This window comes from Micromonospora sp. CNB394, from assembly GCF_000374985.1.
GTDB classification, from domain to species: domain Bacteria; phylum Actinomycetota; class Actinomycetes; order Mycobacteriales; family Micromonosporaceae; genus Micromonospora; species Micromonospora marina.
In genome coordinates, this window is the sequence record NZ_KB895881.1 from 1 (window position 1) to 16,359 (window position 16,359).

Annotated in this window: 18 protein-coding genes and 1 pseudogene; 7 read left to right on the forward strand and 12 right to left on the reverse strand. The window is 71.7% G+C overall.

Translation table 11 applies throughout. From position 1 onward, the window contains the following. Nucleotides 1-283 (forward strand): annotated as a pseudogene (locus C569_RS33490) (IS3 family transposase); the annotation flags it as partial. Between the two features lie 1,254 nt (nt 284-1,537). On the opposite strand, the gene C569_RS0128755 reads toward C569_RS33490, so the two are convergent. Next, nucleotides 1,538-1,762 carry a winged helix-turn-helix domain-containing protein gene (locus tag C569_RS0128755; protein WP_026268779.1) on the reverse strand — a complete coding sequence of 75 codons (225 nt, stop codon included), beginning with the start codon at nt 1,760-1,762 and terminating at the stop codon, nt 1,538-1,540. 484 nt (nt 1,763-2,246) lie between these two features. Between C569_RS0128755 and C569_RS0128760 the strand changes: the two genes are divergently transcribed. Beyond that, nucleotides 2,247-2,465 carry a hypothetical protein gene (locus C569_RS0128760; protein WP_018789164.1) on the forward strand — a complete coding sequence of 73 codons (219 nt, stop codon included), beginning with the start codon at nt 2,247-2,249 and terminating at the stop codon, nt 2,463-2,465. Beyond that, entirely contained in the window at nt 2,462-2,635 is a 174-nt protein-coding gene (locus tag C569_RS33935) for a hypothetical protein (protein WP_018789165.1), read from the forward strand. The genes C569_RS0128760 and C569_RS33935 overlap by 4 nt, the downstream gene beginning before the upstream one ends. A gap of 226 nt (nt 2,636-2,861) precedes the next feature. Here the strand turns inward: C569_RS33935 and C569_RS0128770 are convergent, their stop codons facing one another. The 4 genes from C569_RS0128770 to C569_RS35155 all read right to left on the reverse strand — a co-directional run bounded on the left by C569_RS0128770 (nt 2,862) and on the right by C569_RS35155 (nt 6,383). After that, on the reverse strand, nt 2,862-3,557 hold the full coding sequence (locus tag C569_RS0128770; RefSeq protein ID WP_018789166.1) for a 20S proteasome subunit alpha or beta: 696 nt from the start codon (nt 3,555-3,557) through the stop codon (nt 2,862-2,864). 606 nt (nt 3,558-4,163) lie between these two features. Continuing rightward, a complete protein-coding gene (rox, locus tag C569_RS0128775) occupies nt 4,164-5,591 on the reverse strand; it encodes a rifampin monooxygenase (protein ID WP_018789167.1) in 1,428 nt (475 codons plus the stop codon). Nucleotides 5,592-5,702: 111 nt separating this feature from the next. Next, complete coding sequence (locus tag C569_RS0128780; protein ID WP_155945647.1) at nt 5,703-5,885, reverse strand: hypothetical protein; 183 nt, start codon at nt 5,883-5,885, stop codon at nt 5,703-5,705. A gap of 225 nt (nt 5,886-6,110) precedes the next feature. Further along, nucleotides 6,111-6,383: a hypothetical protein gene (locus C569_RS35155; protein WP_369754154.1), complete on the reverse strand. Its 273-nt coding sequence runs from the start codon at nt 6,381-6,383 to the stop codon at nt 6,111-6,113. 163 nt (nt 6,384-6,546) lie between these two features. Between C569_RS35155 and C569_RS0128795 the strand changes: the two genes are divergently transcribed. Continuing rightward, nucleotides 6,547-7,410 (forward strand): alpha/beta fold hydrolase, encoded by an 864-nt coding sequence (locus tag C569_RS0128795; RefSeq protein WP_018789171.1) that lies wholly within the window; start codon nt 6,547-6,549, stop codon nt 7,408-7,410. 6 nt (nt 7,411-7,416) lie between these two features. Here C569_RS0128795 and C569_RS0128800 read toward each other — a convergent pair whose 3' ends face one another. The 4 genes from C569_RS0128800 to C569_RS0128815 form a co-directional block, all read right to left on the reverse strand. After that, entirely contained in the window at nt 7,417-7,878 is a 462-nt protein-coding gene (locus tag C569_RS0128800; protein WP_018789172.1) for a hypothetical protein, read from the reverse strand. A 155-nt stretch (nt 7,879-8,033) separates the two neighbouring features. Continuing rightward, a complete protein-coding gene (locus C569_RS0128805) occupies nt 8,034-8,750 on the reverse strand; it encodes a hypothetical protein (protein ID WP_018789173.1) in 717 nt (238 codons plus the stop codon). Nucleotides 8,751-8,875: 125 nt separating this feature from the next. Beyond that, nucleotides 8,876-9,853 carry a hypothetical protein gene (locus C569_RS0128810; RefSeq protein ID WP_026268780.1) on the reverse strand — a complete coding sequence of 326 codons (978 nt, stop codon included), beginning with the start codon at nt 9,851-9,853 and terminating at the stop codon, nt 8,876-8,878. A 75-nt stretch (nt 9,854-9,928) separates the two neighbouring features. Continuing rightward, nucleotides 9,929-10,585, reverse strand: a complete 657-nt coding sequence (locus C569_RS0128815) for a 4'-phosphopantetheinyl transferase (RefSeq protein ID WP_018789175.1) — start codon at nt 10,583-10,585, stop codon at nt 9,929-9,931. A gap of 128 nt (nt 10,586-10,713) precedes the next feature. On the opposite strand from C569_RS0128815, the gene C569_RS0128820 reads away from it, so the two are divergent. Further along, nucleotides 10,714-10,986 (forward strand): hypothetical protein, encoded by a 273-nt coding sequence (locus tag C569_RS0128820; RefSeq protein ID WP_026268781.1) that lies wholly within the window; start codon nt 10,714-10,716, stop codon nt 10,984-10,986. 68 nt (nt 10,987-11,054) lie between these two features. Here the strand turns inward: C569_RS0128820 and C569_RS0128825 are convergent, their stop codons facing one another. The 3 genes from C569_RS0128825 to C569_RS0128835 form a co-directional block, all read right to left on the reverse strand. Further along, a complete protein-coding gene (locus C569_RS0128825; RefSeq protein WP_026268782.1) occupies nt 11,055-11,828 on the reverse strand; it encodes a hypothetical protein in 774 nt (257 codons plus the stop codon). A gap of 2 nt (nt 11,829-11,830) precedes the next feature. Further along, complete coding sequence (locus tag C569_RS0128830; protein ID WP_018789178.1) at nt 11,831-13,126, reverse strand: VWA domain-containing protein; 1,296 nt, start codon at nt 13,124-13,126, stop codon at nt 11,831-11,833. A gap of 286 nt (nt 13,127-13,412) precedes the next feature. Further along, nucleotides 13,413-15,083 (reverse strand): dolichyl-phosphate-mannose--protein mannosyltransferase, encoded by a 1,671-nt coding sequence (locus tag C569_RS0128835; protein WP_018789179.1) that lies wholly within the window; start codon nt 15,081-15,083, stop codon nt 13,413-13,415. Between the two features lie 92 nt (nt 15,084-15,175). Between C569_RS0128835 and rsmI the strand changes: the two genes are divergently transcribed. Next, a complete protein-coding gene (gene rsmI, locus C569_RS0128840) occupies nt 15,176-16,015 on the forward strand; it encodes a 16S rRNA (cytidine(1402)-2'-O)-methyltransferase (protein ID WP_018789180.1) in 840 nt (279 codons plus the stop codon). 89 nt (nt 16,016-16,104) lie between these two features. After that, a partial coding sequence (locus C569_RS32840; RefSeq protein WP_026268794.1) for a helix-turn-helix domain-containing protein occupies nt 16,105-16,359 on the forward strand: 255 nt, incomplete at its 3' end.

Below are 16,359 nucleotides of genomic sequence, written 5' to 3' on the forward strand. Positions count from 1 at the left end.
CGCGTCCCTCACGGACGCGCGGGCGTTCATGGTCGAGTTCGTGACCTGGTACAACCACGCCCACCGGCACTCCGGGATCGGCTTACACACCCCCGCTGACATCCACCACGGCCGCCACCACCAGGTCCGCGCCGGTCGTGAGGACACCCTCGCCACGGCCCGCGCCGCGCATCCGGAACGGTTCGGCACCAGCCGGCCCCTGCCCAAGATCCTTGACCTGCCCGAGCAGGTCTGGATCAACCAGCCCGACCAGGAAGATCAGCCTCAACTGCAAGCCGCCTAACTCCCGTTGGCCTCAATCCCTTGACACGTTCCGCTCGGGCTCCAGGATGGTCGGGGGTCCGTCGGCGGGTGCCGGGTCGTGGGTGGTTGCGGTGGGCCATCCCGCCTGCCATCGACCCGGGCAAGCCGAGCAGACCACCGCCCGACCCGCCAGCGTCCGACCGTGCGTCAAGGCCGTCTGACGTGGCGGGTCCGGCGGCGGCCCGCTCCCAGGAGGGCGGGTCGACGGCAGACGGGATGGCGAATGTGTCCGCCCTTGCTGGAATAGCGAAGCGGCCCTAGCCGCGATTTACCGCTCCCGAATAATAAATGCGCGCGCGACCAACGCGCTAACCCCTGGCAGAATCGCAGGAATGAGTCCCATGATGCCTGCAAATAATAGGACGCGTTGAGTTGCCTTGGCCTGGCCGCGCAAGTAGGTAATCAATGCCCATATCGCTAGAGTGGCAACAGTTATTGACCATGCAATTAATGCCACACTTGAGGGGTGGGTGGAAGCTTGTTCGAGCACTTCCCCGGTCTGACTCAATCGGTATACGGCCGTGGACGTGGGTCTAGTGCTGGCTACCAGGAGTGCTGTCGCTCCAGAAAAAGCAATCAGCGCCGTCGTCAGGCCTCGACGTGAGATGCCAAGTGGCATTGCGTGGACCCCCCGCTGCGTTCGGCTAGGGCCAAGTAGCTTAGCACCCAACCCTGGCCGACGGTTCGGGAGCTAGCAGTAGTTGCGCGTGGTGCTGTTGTACCTAGTGTCACAGCCGCCGTCGTAGTGGCCCCAGATTTCGAGTCTCGCCTCCTTGCGGGATCTGGCCGGAGCGCCTTCCTGAACTCCCGCCTGGATGCCGTTCAACTGACTGAGGCAGCAAGGAGGCAGCAACAGCGTTATATGAGGCCGAGGTTGACCATCAATAGATGAGGTTGTCGACGCCGCGTCCCTCCGGCGGCGGTCAGCCCACCTTGGACGAATGGTCCGACGGTTCACATGATCCGGAACAGGCACGGAACGATCAAGTTCTCTCTGCGCGCCACCGGCCTGTTGTGCCTGGGAGAGCTACCGACCCGAAGGTTGGCGCTCAACCGTTCCTAAACCGTGTGCGGAAGCAGCGCCGACAGCAGCGCTGACAGCAACCGGCCGGGGCGAGGGCAGCCGCTGGCAGCCGATCACGGACAGTCGACCGAGGTCGCTGGCGTGGACGGACCCTGCCGGACGGAGCGCCCAGAACTTACAAGCGAGGGGTCGAGGTTCGAAGAGTCCGGCTTACCGAGGAAGCGGGTTGGCCACGTAGACGCCCTTGCCCTGCCGACCGTCGATCAGCCCTTCGGCCTTGAGTAGCAGCATGGCGGCGCGGATGACCGTGTTGCTGACCTCGTAGTGCTCACAGAGGGCGGCGAACGAGGGCAGCTTGTCGCCCGGCTTCAACTGGCCGGAGCTGACCTGCTCTCGGATATCCCGGGCGACCTGTAGGTATGCAGCTTCAGACATCGGTGGTGCTCCCAGCTTGGCGGCTGATGCAAGCAGACCACACCTCCGGCTCGACTTACAACGCTATGTGTCTCAGCTGTTGACCCTGCGCACATTGCGTCCTAAGTTGCTCGTGGGGCTACCCAGCTTGGCGGCCGGGTCGTCCTGCCGTGGGTGCCCTGTCTCCGGGCACGGCTGATCGGGTGCCCACGGGACCGCAAGCGTCGGCGGGAGGCGCGGTGACCAGACCGAACGATGCAACTGGTTCGACCGCAGGTGCCGTGTCGGACACCGGGCACCACCAGAGGCAGTACGACGGCCGGCGGCGCGTCTCGTACGACGAGTACGTCTTGGCGGTGGCGCTCACCCTCGCCCGCCGTCATCGGCCCGTCTGGTCATGGCGGCATTGGCGGCACATCTGCCGCTGCGGAAGCAGCCTGCCCTGCCGAAGTCGCCACCGCATCCCGATCAACCGCGGCCACTGGCCCATCCAGGACGGCCCGCGATGACCACCCACCGCCCGATCAAACCGGCCTGGACCTGTGGCGGCTGTGCGGGGGAGTGGCCCTGCCAGACCCGGCGGCGCGAGCTGCGAGCCGAGTATGACCGCGCCCCGGTGTCGCTTGCCCTCTACCTGGCCGCCCAGCTCGTCGACGCCGCCCAGGATCTGGCCCATGTTCCCGCCGGCCACCTGCACCACCGATTCCTCGGCTGGACTCGATGAGCATCCTGCGACGCGGCGACGAGAAGTTCCACTACAGCGACGGCTCCCACAGGTGGACCCCGCCAAACCCGGACTACGACCAGGAGGTCTGGGAGGAGCAGGTCCGCCAGCACAAGCAAGGCCACCTCAGAAATGAGCGCCCGAAGGTCCGCATCCAGCGCCTGATCTGATGCCGGCAGTACAGCAGCGAAGTGCAGCAACCGTGCCAGCCGAACCAGGCCGAGCAGTACACCAACAGGCTGTCTGACCTCGCATCGAGCCTGACCCGACCGGCTCGCCGACAGTTCGCATCGAGGGGTGAAGGGTTCAAATCCCTCAGCTCCACCCAGTTCCAAAGGCCGTTTCCGTCAGTCGGAGACGGCCTTTTCGGCCGTCTCCGACAATCCGCTGCTGGCGTCAGTCGAACAGCCGGTCGAGCGCTTCCTGTTCGAGGTCGCACCAGCGCTGGGCGTCCTTCATCGCCTTGGTGATCTCCTTCTCGTCGAGGTGGTGGGCGCCCTCCTCGCGGATGCACGCGACGCTGAACGGGCCGCCGACCGACGGCGAGGTCTTCTCCAGGGCCTCCAGCACCCGTACCACGCCCACCACGCCGTACTCGACGGGGCGCGTCGTCATCCGGAAGTGGGACAGCAGTGCGCCGGCCTGCTGGGCCATGGGCGCGCCGGAGCCGATGGCGTGGAAGCCCACGTCCTCGTAGCGGCCGATGAGCCCGTTGGGGTTGATCTCCACGATCCACGGGTTCCCCTGGCTGAAGCCGGCCGCGAGCAGGTACGCCGACACCCCGCCGCCGCTGCCCTCGCCCGGTACGTCGGGGATGTAGTTCTCGTAGTGCTTCTTGAAGATGGGCAGGACGCGCTCCTGCAACTCGTCGCCGATGTCGGGTGCTTCGAGGATCGCGGTGGCCGAGTCCTGGAGGAGAGGGCGCAGGTCGTTGAGTACGCCTCGCGCGCCGCTGCCGCCCCAGGCCGCGCAGTCGCCCAGCGGGTGCAGCTTCTGGGCGGGGAAGCTCAGGCCACGGTCGCTCTCGGTGATCTGGGAGTCCGCGCCGATCACAACCCCGTCGCTGCAGACAACGGCGAGTACGACGGTCATGGGGTCCTCCTGCGCAGGGGTAAGGGGTAACGGGCGAGGTACCCGGCACCCCGCCCGCCTACACCCCGGCAGGTGTCGGCCCGCTCACTGCCCGGATGAGGACGTCGTGCGCGGTCAACCTCTGACTCGATCGAGAGACGCTGAGGGCCGCCGAAACCTCCGCAATATCCCGCCTCGGTGAACCGGCCGGCGTAGCGGTCCAGGTGCAGCGGCCAGCCCTCGTCGTGGCCGACACCGTCACGAACCGACTCCCAGTCCGGACCGTGCCGGTCCAGGTTGCGGTGCTCCAACTCGGCCCGGGTCCGCTGCGGTGTCTCGGCGACGAACCGGACGGCGATGGCCGCCGCCAGCGTCAGCTCTGCCGAAAGCTCCGGTTACCCGTGGGTGGCAAGCGAAGTGCTCAGGACGTACGCCGACGACGGCCCGAGGTGCGACGGCGGAACTGCGGACGTTCATCGGCCGGTGCCCCACCGTCGCGTCACCGGGCCAGGACGGCGGCAGCCACCGTTTCGCGGTGGTACCGGGCCGCGACTCGGCTCGCCGGAGCCGCGCTCCGCAGCTTCCAGACGACCGGATCCTGAACACCCTCGGGCGATAGGCGGCAGCTCACGTCGTCGCGCTACTGAACCACCTGGTCAGCGCGGCTTCCAGCGTCTGCTGATCCGCACCCACCCAGGCCACGTGCCCGTCCGGCCGCAACAGCACCGCCGGCACGTCCAGCTCGTCGGCAGTGCCGGCGACGAGCTGGACCCGGTCGGCCCAGCCGTCCACCGACAGCTTCCCGGTCCCGTCCAGCAACACCCCACTGCCGGTACGCATCAGCTCGTACAGGCGCCCCTCCCGCAGCGGTACGTCGCGCAGCCGCCGCCCGAGCAGGGCGTGTCCCTCGCCGAGGTCGTATCGGACGCCGATCGCCGTGACCTTCTCGATCAGGAAGCGGTTGACCTCGTCGAAGTCCATCAGCTGCGTCAGCACCTCACGCACGGCGTGCGGTCCGGGTTCGTTGGTGGTCAGCAACATCTGCGCGCGGGTGTTCGTCAGCACGTCGGCGGCGACCGGACGCCGCTCGGACTCGTAGGTGTCCAGCAGGCCGTCCGGCGCCCACGCGTTCACCGTCGCCGCCAGCTTCCAGCCCAGGTTGAACGCGTCCTGGATGCCCAGGTTGAGCCCCTGCCCGCCCAGCGGCGGGTGGACGTGCGCGGCGTCGCCGGCCAGGAACACCCGTCCGACCCGGTAGCGCTCGGCCAGGCGGGTCGCGTCGCCGAACCGGGACAGCCAGCGGGGGGAGTGAGCGCCGAAGTCGGTGCCCGCGTACGCGGTCAGTTGCCTTTTGAAGTCGTCGAGCGTCGGCGGCACCGAAGTCACGTCGGCCGCCGGTACGACCACCCGGAACACGCCGGGCCTGCCGGTCGGCCCGAGCCCGAACCGCTTCTCGGTGCGGCGTACCTCGGTCATGATCGCGGCGATCTCGTCCGGGGAGGCGGTCACCTCCATCTCGCCCAGCAGCGTGTCGACTGTCGACGGCTCGCCGGGGAATCCGACGCCGAGCAGCTTGCGGACGGTGCTGCGCCCGCCGTCGCAGCCGACGGCGAACCGCGCCCGCAACGGCTGGGTGCCCTCGTCGTCGAGGTGGACCGTCACGCCCTCGTCGTCCTGCTCCAGGCCCACAACCGCACGGCCGCGCCGGATCTCGGCCCCGACCTCGGCGGCGTGGTCGGCGAGCAGCCGGTCGGTGAGCGTCTGCGGGATGCCGAGGACGTACGGGTGGGCGGTGTCCAGGTCGGCGGGCGCGGGCTTGTCGATGCCGGCGAAGAAGCCCCGGATCGGGTGTGTGCCGCCGTGTTCCAGGAACCGTTCCAGCAGCCCGCGCTGGTCCATCACCTCGATGCTGCGGACGTGCAGGCCGAGTGACCGCACGTACGGCGGCGGTTCGGCGTCCCGCTCCAGCACGAGCACGCCGACGCCCTGAAGTCGCAGCTCACCGGCAAGCATCATGCCGGTCGGCCCGCCGCCGACCACGATCACGTCGAACACACACGCCCCCGTGTGGAGTGTCAGGCGACCGTCCTCTCGGGCGGCACGAACCGATCATAGCCCTCGCGTCGGGACGCCCGGGCCCCGAAGGGCAGGCAGGGGCCTGTTCGTTCAGACCCCCCGGCGTCCGCCGTTCCCGGCGAGCCTCGACAGCAGAACGAGGGCACCACCGCCGATGACGAGACCGACGACGGCGAAGGCCAGCGTCTGGAGCAGCCAGTGCGTTCCGCTCAGCAGCGACGTTGCCAGCCACACGCAGAGCAGGCCAGCCGGCGCCGAGAGAACCAGGGCCACGACGACGGCCGTCGTCCACTGCCCGGTCGTGGCCTCCGGGTACGTGTTCCACAAACGCTGTCTCGACCCCGTTATCCGATCCATGATGGATCGGTTACCCGGGCCGGCGCGCCGGCAACCCGGTCAGTCGCGGCGGAACGGCCGGCGGTAGGTGTCCGGCGGCACGCCGACGGTGCCGATGCTGTCGTCGGTGTTCTCCAGCAGCTCCTGCGCCCGCCGGATGCGCTACGTCGCGAGCCACTGGGACGGCGTGGCGCCGGTCGCGGCGGTGAAGTGCCGGACCAGGTTGCGGGTGCTCATGGCGGCCTGGCGGGCGAGGTCGACGGCGGCGGCCTTGCCGGCGGCGGCGAGCACGCACGCGCCGGTGCAGAACGAGACCATCCGGGCGTGGTCCAGCCCGTGGTCGGGACCGCAGACCACCAGGTTCGACGCGACTGCCCAGCAGGACCTGACCGACCGGTTCGACCGCTTCCACAACGCCTTCGTCGCCCGCGACATCCGCCTGACGCTCAACCTGAACGGCTGGTCGGCTCCCGCGCGTACGGGTGAACGCCAATCTGACGGCCCGCTTCTCCGCGGGTGTGCCGTGGCGGATCAGCAGTCCCGGCACGAGTTCGCACCGGACCGATGATTCTCGCGGCCGGCGCCGGTCGACAGAGGCATGAAGACGCTCACGCTCCAGACCCCCGAGGTCGACCTGGTCTACGACGTCCACGCTCCCACCGCGGCCGAGGCCGGGCACCGCCCCTTGTTCATGATCGGCCAGCCGATGTGCGCCGACGGCTTCACCACGCTCGCGTCGTACTTCCCGGACCGCAAAGTCATCACGTACGACCCACGCGGGCTCGGCCGCAGCGTCCGCAAGGACGGCCGGACCGACTCGCTGCCCGAGGTGCAGGCCCGGGACGTACGCGACATCGTCGACGCTCTCGGCGTGGGCCCGGTCGACATGTTCGCCAGCAGCGGTGGCGCGGTGACGGCCCTGGCCCTGGTGGCCGCATACCCGGACGTGGTGACCACGCTCGTGGCGCACGAGCCGCCGCTGGTCGCGTTGCTCCCCGACGCCGAGGCGGCCCGCCGGGCGACAGCCGCCTGCCAGGAGGCGTACCAGAAGAACGGCTGGGGCGCCGGCATGGCGGCGTTCATCGCCATGATCTCGTGGCGGGGCGAGTTCACCGACGACTACTTCGCCCAGCCCGCGCCGGACCCCGCCGCGTTCGGGATGCCGGCCGAGGACGACGGCAGCCGGGACGACCCGCTGCTGTCCGACCGGTCCGCGGCGGTCACCGCCTTCCGGCCGGACGCCGACGCGCTACGTGCCGCGCCGACCCGCGTGGTGATCGCGGTGGGCGAGGAGTCGGCCGAGACGCTCACCGCGCGGACGTCGGTGGCCACCGCGGAGCTGCTGGGCGGACCGCCAGCGGTCTTCCCGAGCCACCACGGCGGGTTCCTCGGCGAGGAGATGGGCCAGGCCGGGCAGCCGGAGGCGTTCGCACAACGGCTGCGGGAGATCCTCGACGCCTGACCGGGCTCAGGCCCGGCGCACGTCGGTGACCATCGCCGGGTAGGGCCCGGCCGGTGTGCCGGGCCCGGCCTGGTCCGCGGGGACCACGTTGTCCATCCGCAGCCGCAGGACGGCCGGGTCGGCGGCGTCGAGGACGATCCGCCACCCCCAGCCGCCGCCGTACTCGGCGGTCAGCTCGACCGCTGCCCCGCCCGCCGCGCCGGTGAGCGTCATCGGGGTCGGCTGCTGGTGCCACGAGTCGCCCCACCAGGCGACGAGCGAGCCCTGCCGCTCGCCGGCGGCGATCACCAGCAGCCCGTCCTGCGGGCCGTCGTCGGGATGCTCCCACGAGTACGACACGGTGGTCAGGTGCCCGCCGGCCGCGGTGGCGACCGTGAGCGCGGCCGGCGACTCGGCGAGCGGATCGGCGGGCATCAGCCGGAAGCCGCTGGTGCCGGCCCACGACCCGGTGGCGTCGGTGAGAATCATCGCCCCAGGATAGGGACCAACCCGGACAGTGGACGTCCGCCGGGCCGGGACCGACCTCGGATGTGTGGCGGGACGCGTCAGGCGGAGAAGTCGTCGTCGGCGCCGCGTCCCCGCTGGCCCGGCCGGCAAACCGCTCCCTGCGGCCGGCCGTGCGGTCATGCGGGCGGCAGGGCGGCGATCAGGTCCTCGGCGTGCCGCAGCGTGTCCGCCAGCGCGTCGCGCGAGCCGTCGTCCAGCGGGATCGAGCGGGCCTGCCGCACCAGTTCCCGAGCGGAGTCCGGCTCGTCGAGTTGCAGCGCCAGCCCGGCCCGGTAGACCAGCGCCTCCACCTGGACCGCCGGGGCGTCGGCGGCCTCCGGGCGGGCCAGCGCGCCGTCGAGGATCCGCGCGGCCTGGGCGGGATTGCCGCGCGAGTCGGCCTGCACCACCGCGTTGCCCAGCGTGCGGGCCAGGCCGCCCCGGTCGTCGGCCTGGGGTGGCTCGGCCCGGCCGACGAACCGGATCCAGTTGCCGCCGGGGTCGACGATGCTGAACCCGAAGTGGCCGTCCTGGTTGCGGCGGGGCCGGGGCCGGCTCATCCGGGGTACGCCGGAGACGAGCACCTTGCCGTACGTGGCACGCATACCGTCGGCGAAGGCCCGGTGGATGTCGACCAGGTCGTCCACCACCACCAGGCAGGAGCCGTACGAGTCGGCGGGATCGAACTGCGGCATCCCGAAGAAGTGCAGATGCAGATCCTCCCGCCGCAGCGTCACGTACGGGTTCGGGCGCTCCTGCCGGTACGTGATCTCGAAGCCGAGGGCCTGGTAGAAGGGCGCCACGTCGTCCAGGGAGCGGCACGGCAGAAGGGGGATCGTCGTCTCGTTCGCCATGCCCCGAGCCTGGCCACCGTGAGCCGTCATGCGCACATGGAAATGTCCGTTGGGCTGCCGTCGTCACCCGAACGGATACGGGACCGGTCCGCTGTGGACCGGCCCCGTGCGGGGTTTCGCTCGGGTCAGGGCTTCCAGGACCCGGCCGAACGGAAGCGGTGCTTGTACTCGACGACGCCGTTCTGGTCCTTCACGTCGAAGATGAGCTGGCCGCTGCGCTTGGAACCCTCGGGCAGGTTGGTGCCCGAGGTCATCAGCTTTCCGCAACCGGAGAAGGCGCCGCCGATGCCGCTCTCCTCGGTGCCGTCCGCTGCCACCCAGGTGAAATAGAACGGGTTGATGGAGCCGGTGCCCTTGGTGATCTCGGCGGTCACGTCGGCGATCAGGAACATGCCGTTCCTGGGGCCGGGCATGACCTCGGTGCACGCGGCGTTCCTGGTCTGGAAGTTGCCGACGGTGATCTCGATGGTGCCGCGGTCGTCGTTCACGACCAGCTTGTCGCCGGCCGGCATGTTGAACGTCTTGTCGTCGGTGTTGCCCGGCTGTGGTGTGCCGGTGGGAACGCCCGTCGGTGTGTCACCTGTGGGCTGGCCGTAGGTGACGCCCGGGGTGGGCAGCGAGTCGATCGCCTCATGGGTCGTCTTCACGCCGCTGTAGATGGCGAAGATCCCGCCGCCGCAACACAGCAGCAGCAGGATCACCGCGATGACGCCGACGGTGATCCAGACGTTCTTGTTCGACTTCTTCGCCGGCGGCCCGAACGGCGCTCCGGGCGGCGGGTACGCGCCACCCGGCGGCGGGTAGCCACCCGGCGGCTGGTACCCGGACCCCGGCGGCTGGTACCCGGACCCCGCCTGCGGGTACGCGCCGCCCGGAGGCTGGTATCCGGACCCCGGCGGCTGGTACTCGCTGCCCGGCGGGGGGTACGGCGCACCCGAGACGGGCGGCGGCGGGTAGGGCGTGCCCGAGGTCGGAGCGGCCGGCGGCGCGTACGGGCTGTCCGGCACCGGCGGCATCGGTGCGGTGGGGAACGCCTGCGTCGGCGGTTCCGGCGGCTGCTGGTTCGGGTCCGGTGACCCGGACGGAGGCTGAGGGTGGCTCACCGTACTCCTTGGGGCGCCTTCGGGACTTCCAGTCGCAACGACGGTACCGGCCGGGCACAACCCGGCCGTCCTGCCTCAGCGACGGGGCAGGACGGCCGCGGTGCGGACCAGGTCCTCGTCCACGGCGAACCGGCCGGTCACCGCCGAGGGGGGATCGGGCACCGGTGCGGCGGCGAGCCGGGCCGGGGCGATCTCGGCACGGAACGTGCCCGCCTCCGGGTCGAGGACGACGCGCGCGTCGGCGAAGCCCAGCCACGTGCCGACGAGCGGGTGCCAGACCTTGTAGACGGTCTCCTTCGCGCTGAACAACACGGTCGGCCAGGGCGTGCCGGACGGCAGCCGGGCCAGGTCCGCCTCCTCGTCGGGGCGGCACACCTTCCGGCGTACCCCCGGGGAGAGCGGCCGGTGCCGTTCGGCGTCGATGCCGACGGCGCGCACGTCGGTGCCGCGGGCGGCTGCCGCGGCGCAGTAGTCGCGGGTGTGGGTGATGGCGCCGACCACGCCGGCGGGCCAGATCGGGGCCCGGTCGGCGCCGGCCGGTACCGGCGTGGCGGGCAGGCCGAGCGCGCCGAGCGCCCGGCGGGCGCAGACCCGCCCGGCGGTGAAGTCGCGGCGCCGGCCGGGCGCCGCGCGCTCACTCAGGCCCGCCAGCTCGGCCGGGAGCAGCTCGCCGGCCCAGTCGGCCGGGCCGGCCACCGCCACGGCGACCGCGGCCGGAAGCAGATCACGCACGACAGGTGGATGACTGGGACACGCGGTGAACGTACCGTAACGCTTGGGCGTGCCGCCGCGCTGAAGGAGTCTTGCGGGGAGGCAACCGGTGCATCACCACCCATACCCGACCCCGGAAGGAGCGGCCGATGACGCCTGGTGCGGAGTTTTCCGGAAGTACCGGCGAGCACGTGCCGGTGATCCCCGACTGGACCTGCGGCTCGTGCGGTGACGACTGGCCCTGTGCCGCGAAACGTCATCACCTGCTGCGCGAGTACCAGGTGGACCGGGCGTCGTTGAGCGTCTATCTCGGCTCCTGCCTCGCCGCGGCGACGCAGGATCTGCGCTCCGTGCCGGTCACCGCGCTCCAGGACCGGTTCATCGGCTGGGTGCCGCGCGGTCCGCGTACCGCGCAGGCGTGAGCGCGTCCGGTGGCCGCCGCGTCGGGTTCGCGGCGGCCACCGGACGCGGTCTCGGCGGGCGGCGGTCCTCAGGGGCGGCGCGGTCGCCGGGTGAGCCCGAAGCCGACCACGCCGGCCACGGCGGCGAGCACGCCGCCCACAGTGGTCCACACCCAGCGCGAACCCGCCTCGGGAAGCCAGCCGGTCAGGTCGGTCTCCTCGTCGGCCACCGGCGCGGGCGTCGGCTCGGCGCCGAGCACGGTGCCGGCCCTGGTGTTCGGCACCAGCGGCGCGGCCAGTTCGCCGTCGTCGCCGGACGCGCCGCCGGAGTCGGTCGCGCCGACGAGCATCTCCACGTCGATCGGCAGCCCGAGGTCGGGTTCGGGCAGGTCGGTCACGGAGAGCCGGATGTAGTAGGTGCCGGGCAGCGGGTCGCCCGACCAGGGCTCGGCCCACGGCCGTACCCGGCGCAGCGTGCAGCCCAACGCGACGCTCGTCGCCGACGCGTCGGCGGTGGGGGTCTGCGCGCCCGCAGTGCACGCCTGCCGGCGGCGCAGCCCGTCGAAGACGTCGACGGTCCAGGTGGACGCGCCGCTGCGTGGCTTCGGGAACGTGACGGTGGCGGCGATCTCGTGCACCTGCCCGGCGTCGGCCCGGAACGACCAGTACAGGTGGTCGCCGGTCGACGCGCCGACCTGCACCGGCTGGCCGGCGGTGACGGTGGCGGCGGTGAGGAACGAGGTGCCGGCCTTGGTGACGGTGGTCGCGCCCGGTGACGGGCTGGGCGCGGCCAGGGCCGCCGCCGGGGTGAGGGCGAGGCCGACGGCGGTGGTCACCGCCGCGGCGCGGATCAGCGTACGCATGCTCAGTTCGTCCTCCACGTGTGCACCCACCAGCGGGTGAGCAGCCCGGCGACCAGCCCGGTGAGCAGTCCGGCGAGCGTGAGCAGGAGCAGCAGCACCCAGCCGCGACCCAGATCCGGCCCGTCCGGCGCGGGGGAGGCGGCCACCACGTCGACGGTCAGCTCCACCGGCATACCGGGCTGGGCCCGGGTGCCGGGCCTGGCCGCGAACGAGTTGCTGACCACCAGGCAGACGGTCCGTACGGCCTGCTCGGCGCCGGGCGTGGGCTCGGCGCTCGGGCCGTCCTCGTCCTCCTCTTCGGCGGCCGACCAGCGCAGCCCGGCGGAGACCACGTCGGTACGACCGCTGCCGGCGTCGACGCCCCGGACCAGTTCGCGGCCGTCCGGCGCGGTGGCGCGCAGCAGCACTCCGTAGTCCGGGTTGACCGGGCGGTCCAGCGCGACGCTCACGGAGGCGCGCAGTTCCTGCCCGGGGCGCACCGGCACCCGGTACCAGCGGTGCTCGGAGAACGCCTCCCGGTCGCTGTAGACGCCGGGGGCGAGCAGCGGCGCACCCTTGCACGCCGTGCCGCCGCCGACCACCGCCGGGGCGGCCGTGTACGTGTCCCGGGCGCGGTCGACGAGCTGCTTGATCCGGCCGGTCAGCTCGTCGGCGCTCTGCGCTGCGGTGTACGTGCCCCCGGTCGCGCCGGCGATGCAGAGCAGCTGCCGGCGGACCTTCTCGTCCGGCGCCAGGCCGAGCGTGTCGACCACCAGCCGGGTGCCCTGGGCGGCCAACTCGCGGGCCACGTCGCACGGGTCGGGCGGCGCGCAGGTGTCCTCACCGTCGGTGATCAGCACGATCCGGCGGGCGGTGCTGCCGGTGCCCAGGTCCTGCGCGGCGGAGCGCAGCGCCAGCCCGACCGGGGTGAAGCCGGTCGGGCGCAGCCCGGCGACGGCGGCCTTGGCCTGGGTGCGGTCCACCGGCCCGACCGGCACGATCTGCTGGGTGTCCAGGCAGCCCTGCTTCTTGTCCTTGCCCCGGTAGGTGGCGCCGAGCACCCGGATGCCGAGCTGTGTCTCGTCCGGCAGGGCGTCGACCACCTCGTTGAACGCCTGCTGGGCGACGGAGATCCGGCTGCGGCCGTCGATGTCTTTGGCCCGCATCGACCCGCTGACATCGAGGACCAGCTCGACTTTGGGTGGTTCGGCGACGGGCTCGGTGGTCTCGTCGTCGGCCCTGGCGGGGCTCGGCCCGATCAGCGCGGCCGCCGCCAGCAGTCCGATGAGGACGGCCGTCGATCGTCTCTTGTTGATCACCGGGCGGAGTGTAGCGGGATCCACATTGGAAGATCATCCGGGTCGGAGTCGCCCCCCGGGTCCGGGTCCGGGTGCCCGGCCGGGCCGTCATGGTCGCGCACGGCCACCCGCCGTCAGCTGCACCAGGTAAACCTTTCAGCCGGTGATGCATTCGTCGGAAATCTGACCGACCCGCACCCGTTGTGCCGTTGCCGGAACGTGGTTAAGCTCTTCTTGCGCGCCCCAATCGCCCGCTTCCCCCGTGGCAGGCGATCGGGGCGCGCTTCTCTGTGCCCGGCACCGCGCGTCAGATCCAGCGGCCGTCCAGCCACATCCGCGCCGACCAGTCCGCGTACGGCAGCACCCGGCCCACGAAGATCGGGTAGAAGTAGGCGAAACAGAGCGCCACGAGCAACACGTACGCGCCCGCGATGATCCCGCCCACCAGGCGGCGGTCGTGGACCTGTTGCGGGTCCGGTGGCGTGGCCGTGCCGGTCACCGGCGCCGGGGTGGCGATCGCGCCGAGCACGTAGACCACCGCGAGCACCAGGAACGGCACCGCCGGCGCGGCGTAGAAGGAGAACATCGTCCGGCCGTCGAGGGCGAACCAGAACCACGGCAGCAGACCGGCGGCGACGCTGAGCAGGATCGCGCCCGCCCGCCAGTCACGCCGGGCCAGGCCGAGCCAGGCGGTCGCGGCCAGCGCCGGCAGGAACGACCACCACAGCAGCGGCGTGCCCAGCAGCAGCACCTCCGAGGCGCAGCTCGGCGCGCCGCAAGCGCCGTCCCCGGACCAGTGGAACGCCACCGGGCGGCCGAGCAGCAGCCACTGCCAGGGCCAGGACTGGTACTTGTGCGGGTCGTCGAGCTGGGTGTGGAAGCCGAACGAGGCCTTGTGGTACTCCCACAGGTTGATCAGCGCGCCGACGACCGGGGTGTCGCTCAGCTCCGGATTGTTCGGGTAGCGCTCCGCCAAACGGTAGTAGCCGTCCTGTCCGAGCAGCCAGCCCGACCAGGTCGCCACGTAGGTCACGAGAATCAGCACACCCGCGGCGAGCAGCCACGGCAGCTCGTCGAGCACCGCGTCGCGCCACGGCCGGCGTACCCCGGACGAGCGGCGGACACCCACCTCCCAGAGCAGCACCAGCAACGCGAACGCCGGCACGAAATAGAGGGCACTCCACTTCACCGAGCAGGCGCAGCCGAGCAGCACACCGGCCGCCAGCCGCCACCACGGCCAGTCCCGCCAGCCCGACGACGGCCGCCCCGCCCTGCCCGGCTGGGCGGGGTCGAGCCCGCCCTCCAGCGCCCGGGCCCAGCGCCGCCGCCGGGCGTCCCGGTCGAGCACCAGCGCGCCGAACGCGGCGAGCACGAACAGCAGCAGGAAGATGTCGAGGATGGCCGTGCGGGACAGCACCAGGTGGAAGCCGTCGAGCGCGAGCAGCAGGCCGGCCGCGCAGCCGAGCACCGTGGAGCGGAACATCCGCCGCCCGATGCGGACCAGCAGCAGCACCGACAGCGTGCCGGCCACCGCCGCGCCGAACCGCCAGCCGAACTCCGGCGCGGTGGTGATCAGGTGGCCCGGCACCGAGACGCCGCTGTCCGCGTCCTGGTAGCCGAAGGCCCACTCGCCGATGCCGATCATCCACTTGCCCAGCGGTGGATGGACCACGTACGAGGGGCCGTTGTCCTTGTAGTTCCACTCGAAGCCGCGGTCGATCAGCCCGTACGCGTCCTTGGCGTAGTAGGTCTCGTCGAAGATCTTCCCGGGCGGGAAACCGAGCCCCACGAAACGCAGGATCGCCGCGACGGCCACCACCACCGCTGTCGCCAGCCACGCCTGGCCTCGGCCGATGCGGTCGTCGACGGTGGCGAGCCGGCGCCGCACGGCGGCGGGGAGCCCGCGCCCGGCGCCGTCGCCCCGGTCGGTGGTGGAAGGGTCCGGGTTCGCGCTCTGTGCTGTCGACGCACTCGTCACCCGGCGATCGTAGGCTGCGAGGGTGCCCGGTGGCGTCTGTCGTCTCCGAAATTGGCACGACCGTCGATGAGGGAGCGCACGCCGTGGGGGAAATGTCCGAGCTGGGGCGGCTCGTGTTGCTCGGCGCGCCGCTCGGCAACCCGGCCGACGCGTCCGCCCGGTTCCGCGAGGTGTTGGCCGCCGCCGACGTGGTCGCCGCCGAGGACACCCGGCGGCTCACCCGCCTGGCCCGCGACCTGGAGGTGACGGTCCCGGGCCGGATCGTCTCGTACTTCGAGGGCAACGAGGAGCGGCGGACCCCCGAACTGGCCGAGGTGCTCGCCGCCGGATACACGGTCGCGCTGGTCACCGACGGCGGCATGCCGAGCGTCTCCGATCCCGGATACCGGCTGGTCCGGGCCGCGCTGGACGCCGGTGTGCCGGTCACCGCGGCGCCCGGGCCGAGCGCCGTCACCACCGCGCTGGCGCTGTCCGGGCTGCCCTGCGACCGGTTCTGCTTCGAGGGCTTCCTGCCGCGTACCCCCGGTGCCCGCCGCTCCCGGCTGCGCGCGCTCGCCGCCGAGGAGCGCACGCTTGTGTTCTTCGAGGCGCCGCACCGCATCGCCGGTGCGCTCGCCGACCTGGCCGAGGCGTTCGGCGCGGACCGGCCCGCCGCGCTCTGCCGCGAACTGACCAAGACCTACGAGGAGGTCGTCCGCCGGCCGCTCGGCGACCTGGCCGAGTGGGCCGCCGAGGGTGACCCCCGGGGCGAGATCACGCTCGTCGTGGCGGGTGCGCCGGCCACGCCCGCGGTCCGGCCGGACGACGAGACGCTGCGCGCCGCGGTGGCCGAGCGCGAGGCGGCCGGGCTGTCCCGCCGGGACGCGATCACCGAGGTCGCCACCGCGTACGGGCTGCGGCGGCGCGAGGTGTACGCCGTCGTGCACAGCTGAAGGAAGGGCCCCCTCTTAACGCCTCCGGTAGAGGAAGGGCCCCCTTTTATTGACCCGTAACCCAAATATGCCGTTATCGTTGGTTATGTATGGGTGTGATGGTGCGTGATACGCGGTCGCTTTCCCCGGCGGCGCAGGAGGATCTGCGTCGCCGGGTGGTCGCGGCGGTGAAGGCGGGGATGAGTCAGGCCGCTGCGGCGAGGGCGTTTCAGGTGGCGCCCAAGACGGTGTGGCGGTGGGTGGATGCCTTCGACCGTAAGGGAAACCGGGCTTTGGATGCCCGTCGACGGGGACGCCGCGCGAACGAGCAGAAGGCGTTGACGGCGCGACAGCAGGCCCGGGTG

What these genes read in the sequence shown, in the direction of transcription:
- C569_RS0128755 (WP_026268779.1), bottom strand. Translation starts at nt 1,762, where the DNA reads ATGTCTGAAGCTGCATACCTACAGGTCGCCCGGGATATCCGAGAGCAG.
- C569_RS0128760 (WP_018789164.1), top strand. Translation starts at nt 2,247, where the DNA reads ATGACCACCCACCGCCCGATCAAACCGGCCTGGACCTGTGGCGGCTGT.
- C569_RS33935 (WP_018789165.1), top strand. Translation starts at nt 2,462, where the DNA reads ATGAGCATCCTGCGACGCGGCGACGAGAAGTTCCACTACAGCGACGGC.
- C569_RS0128770 (WP_018789166.1), bottom strand. Translation starts at nt 3,557, where the DNA reads ATGACCGTCGTACTCGCCGTTGTCTGCAGCGACGGGGTTGTGATCGGC.
- C569_RS35155 (WP_369754154.1), bottom strand. Translation starts at nt 6,383, where the DNA reads ATGTCGCGGGCGACGAAGGCGTTGTGGAAGCGGTCGAACCGGTCGGTC.
- C569_RS0128795 (WP_018789171.1), top strand. Translation starts at nt 6,547, where the DNA reads ATGAAGACGCTCACGCTCCAGACCCCCGAGGTCGACCTGGTCTACGAC.
- C569_RS0128800 (WP_018789172.1), bottom strand. Translation starts at nt 7,878, where the DNA reads ATGATTCTCACCGACGCCACCGGGTCGTGGGCCGGCACCAGCGGCTTC.
- C569_RS0128805 (WP_018789173.1), bottom strand. Translation starts at nt 8,750, where the DNA reads ATGGCGAACGAGACGACGATCCCCCTTCTGCCGTGCCGCTCCCTGGAC.
- C569_RS0128820 (WP_026268781.1), top strand. Translation starts at nt 10,714, where the DNA reads ATGACGCCTGGTGCGGAGTTTTCCGGAAGTACCGGCGAGCACGTGCCG.
- C569_RS0128825 (WP_026268782.1), bottom strand. Translation starts at nt 11,828, where the DNA reads ATGCGTACGCTGATCCGCGCCGCGGCGGTGACCACCGCCGTCGGCCTC.
- rsmI (WP_018789180.1), top strand. Translation starts at nt 15,176, where the DNA reads ATGTCCGAGCTGGGGCGGCTCGTGTTGCTCGGCGCGCCGCTCGGCAAC.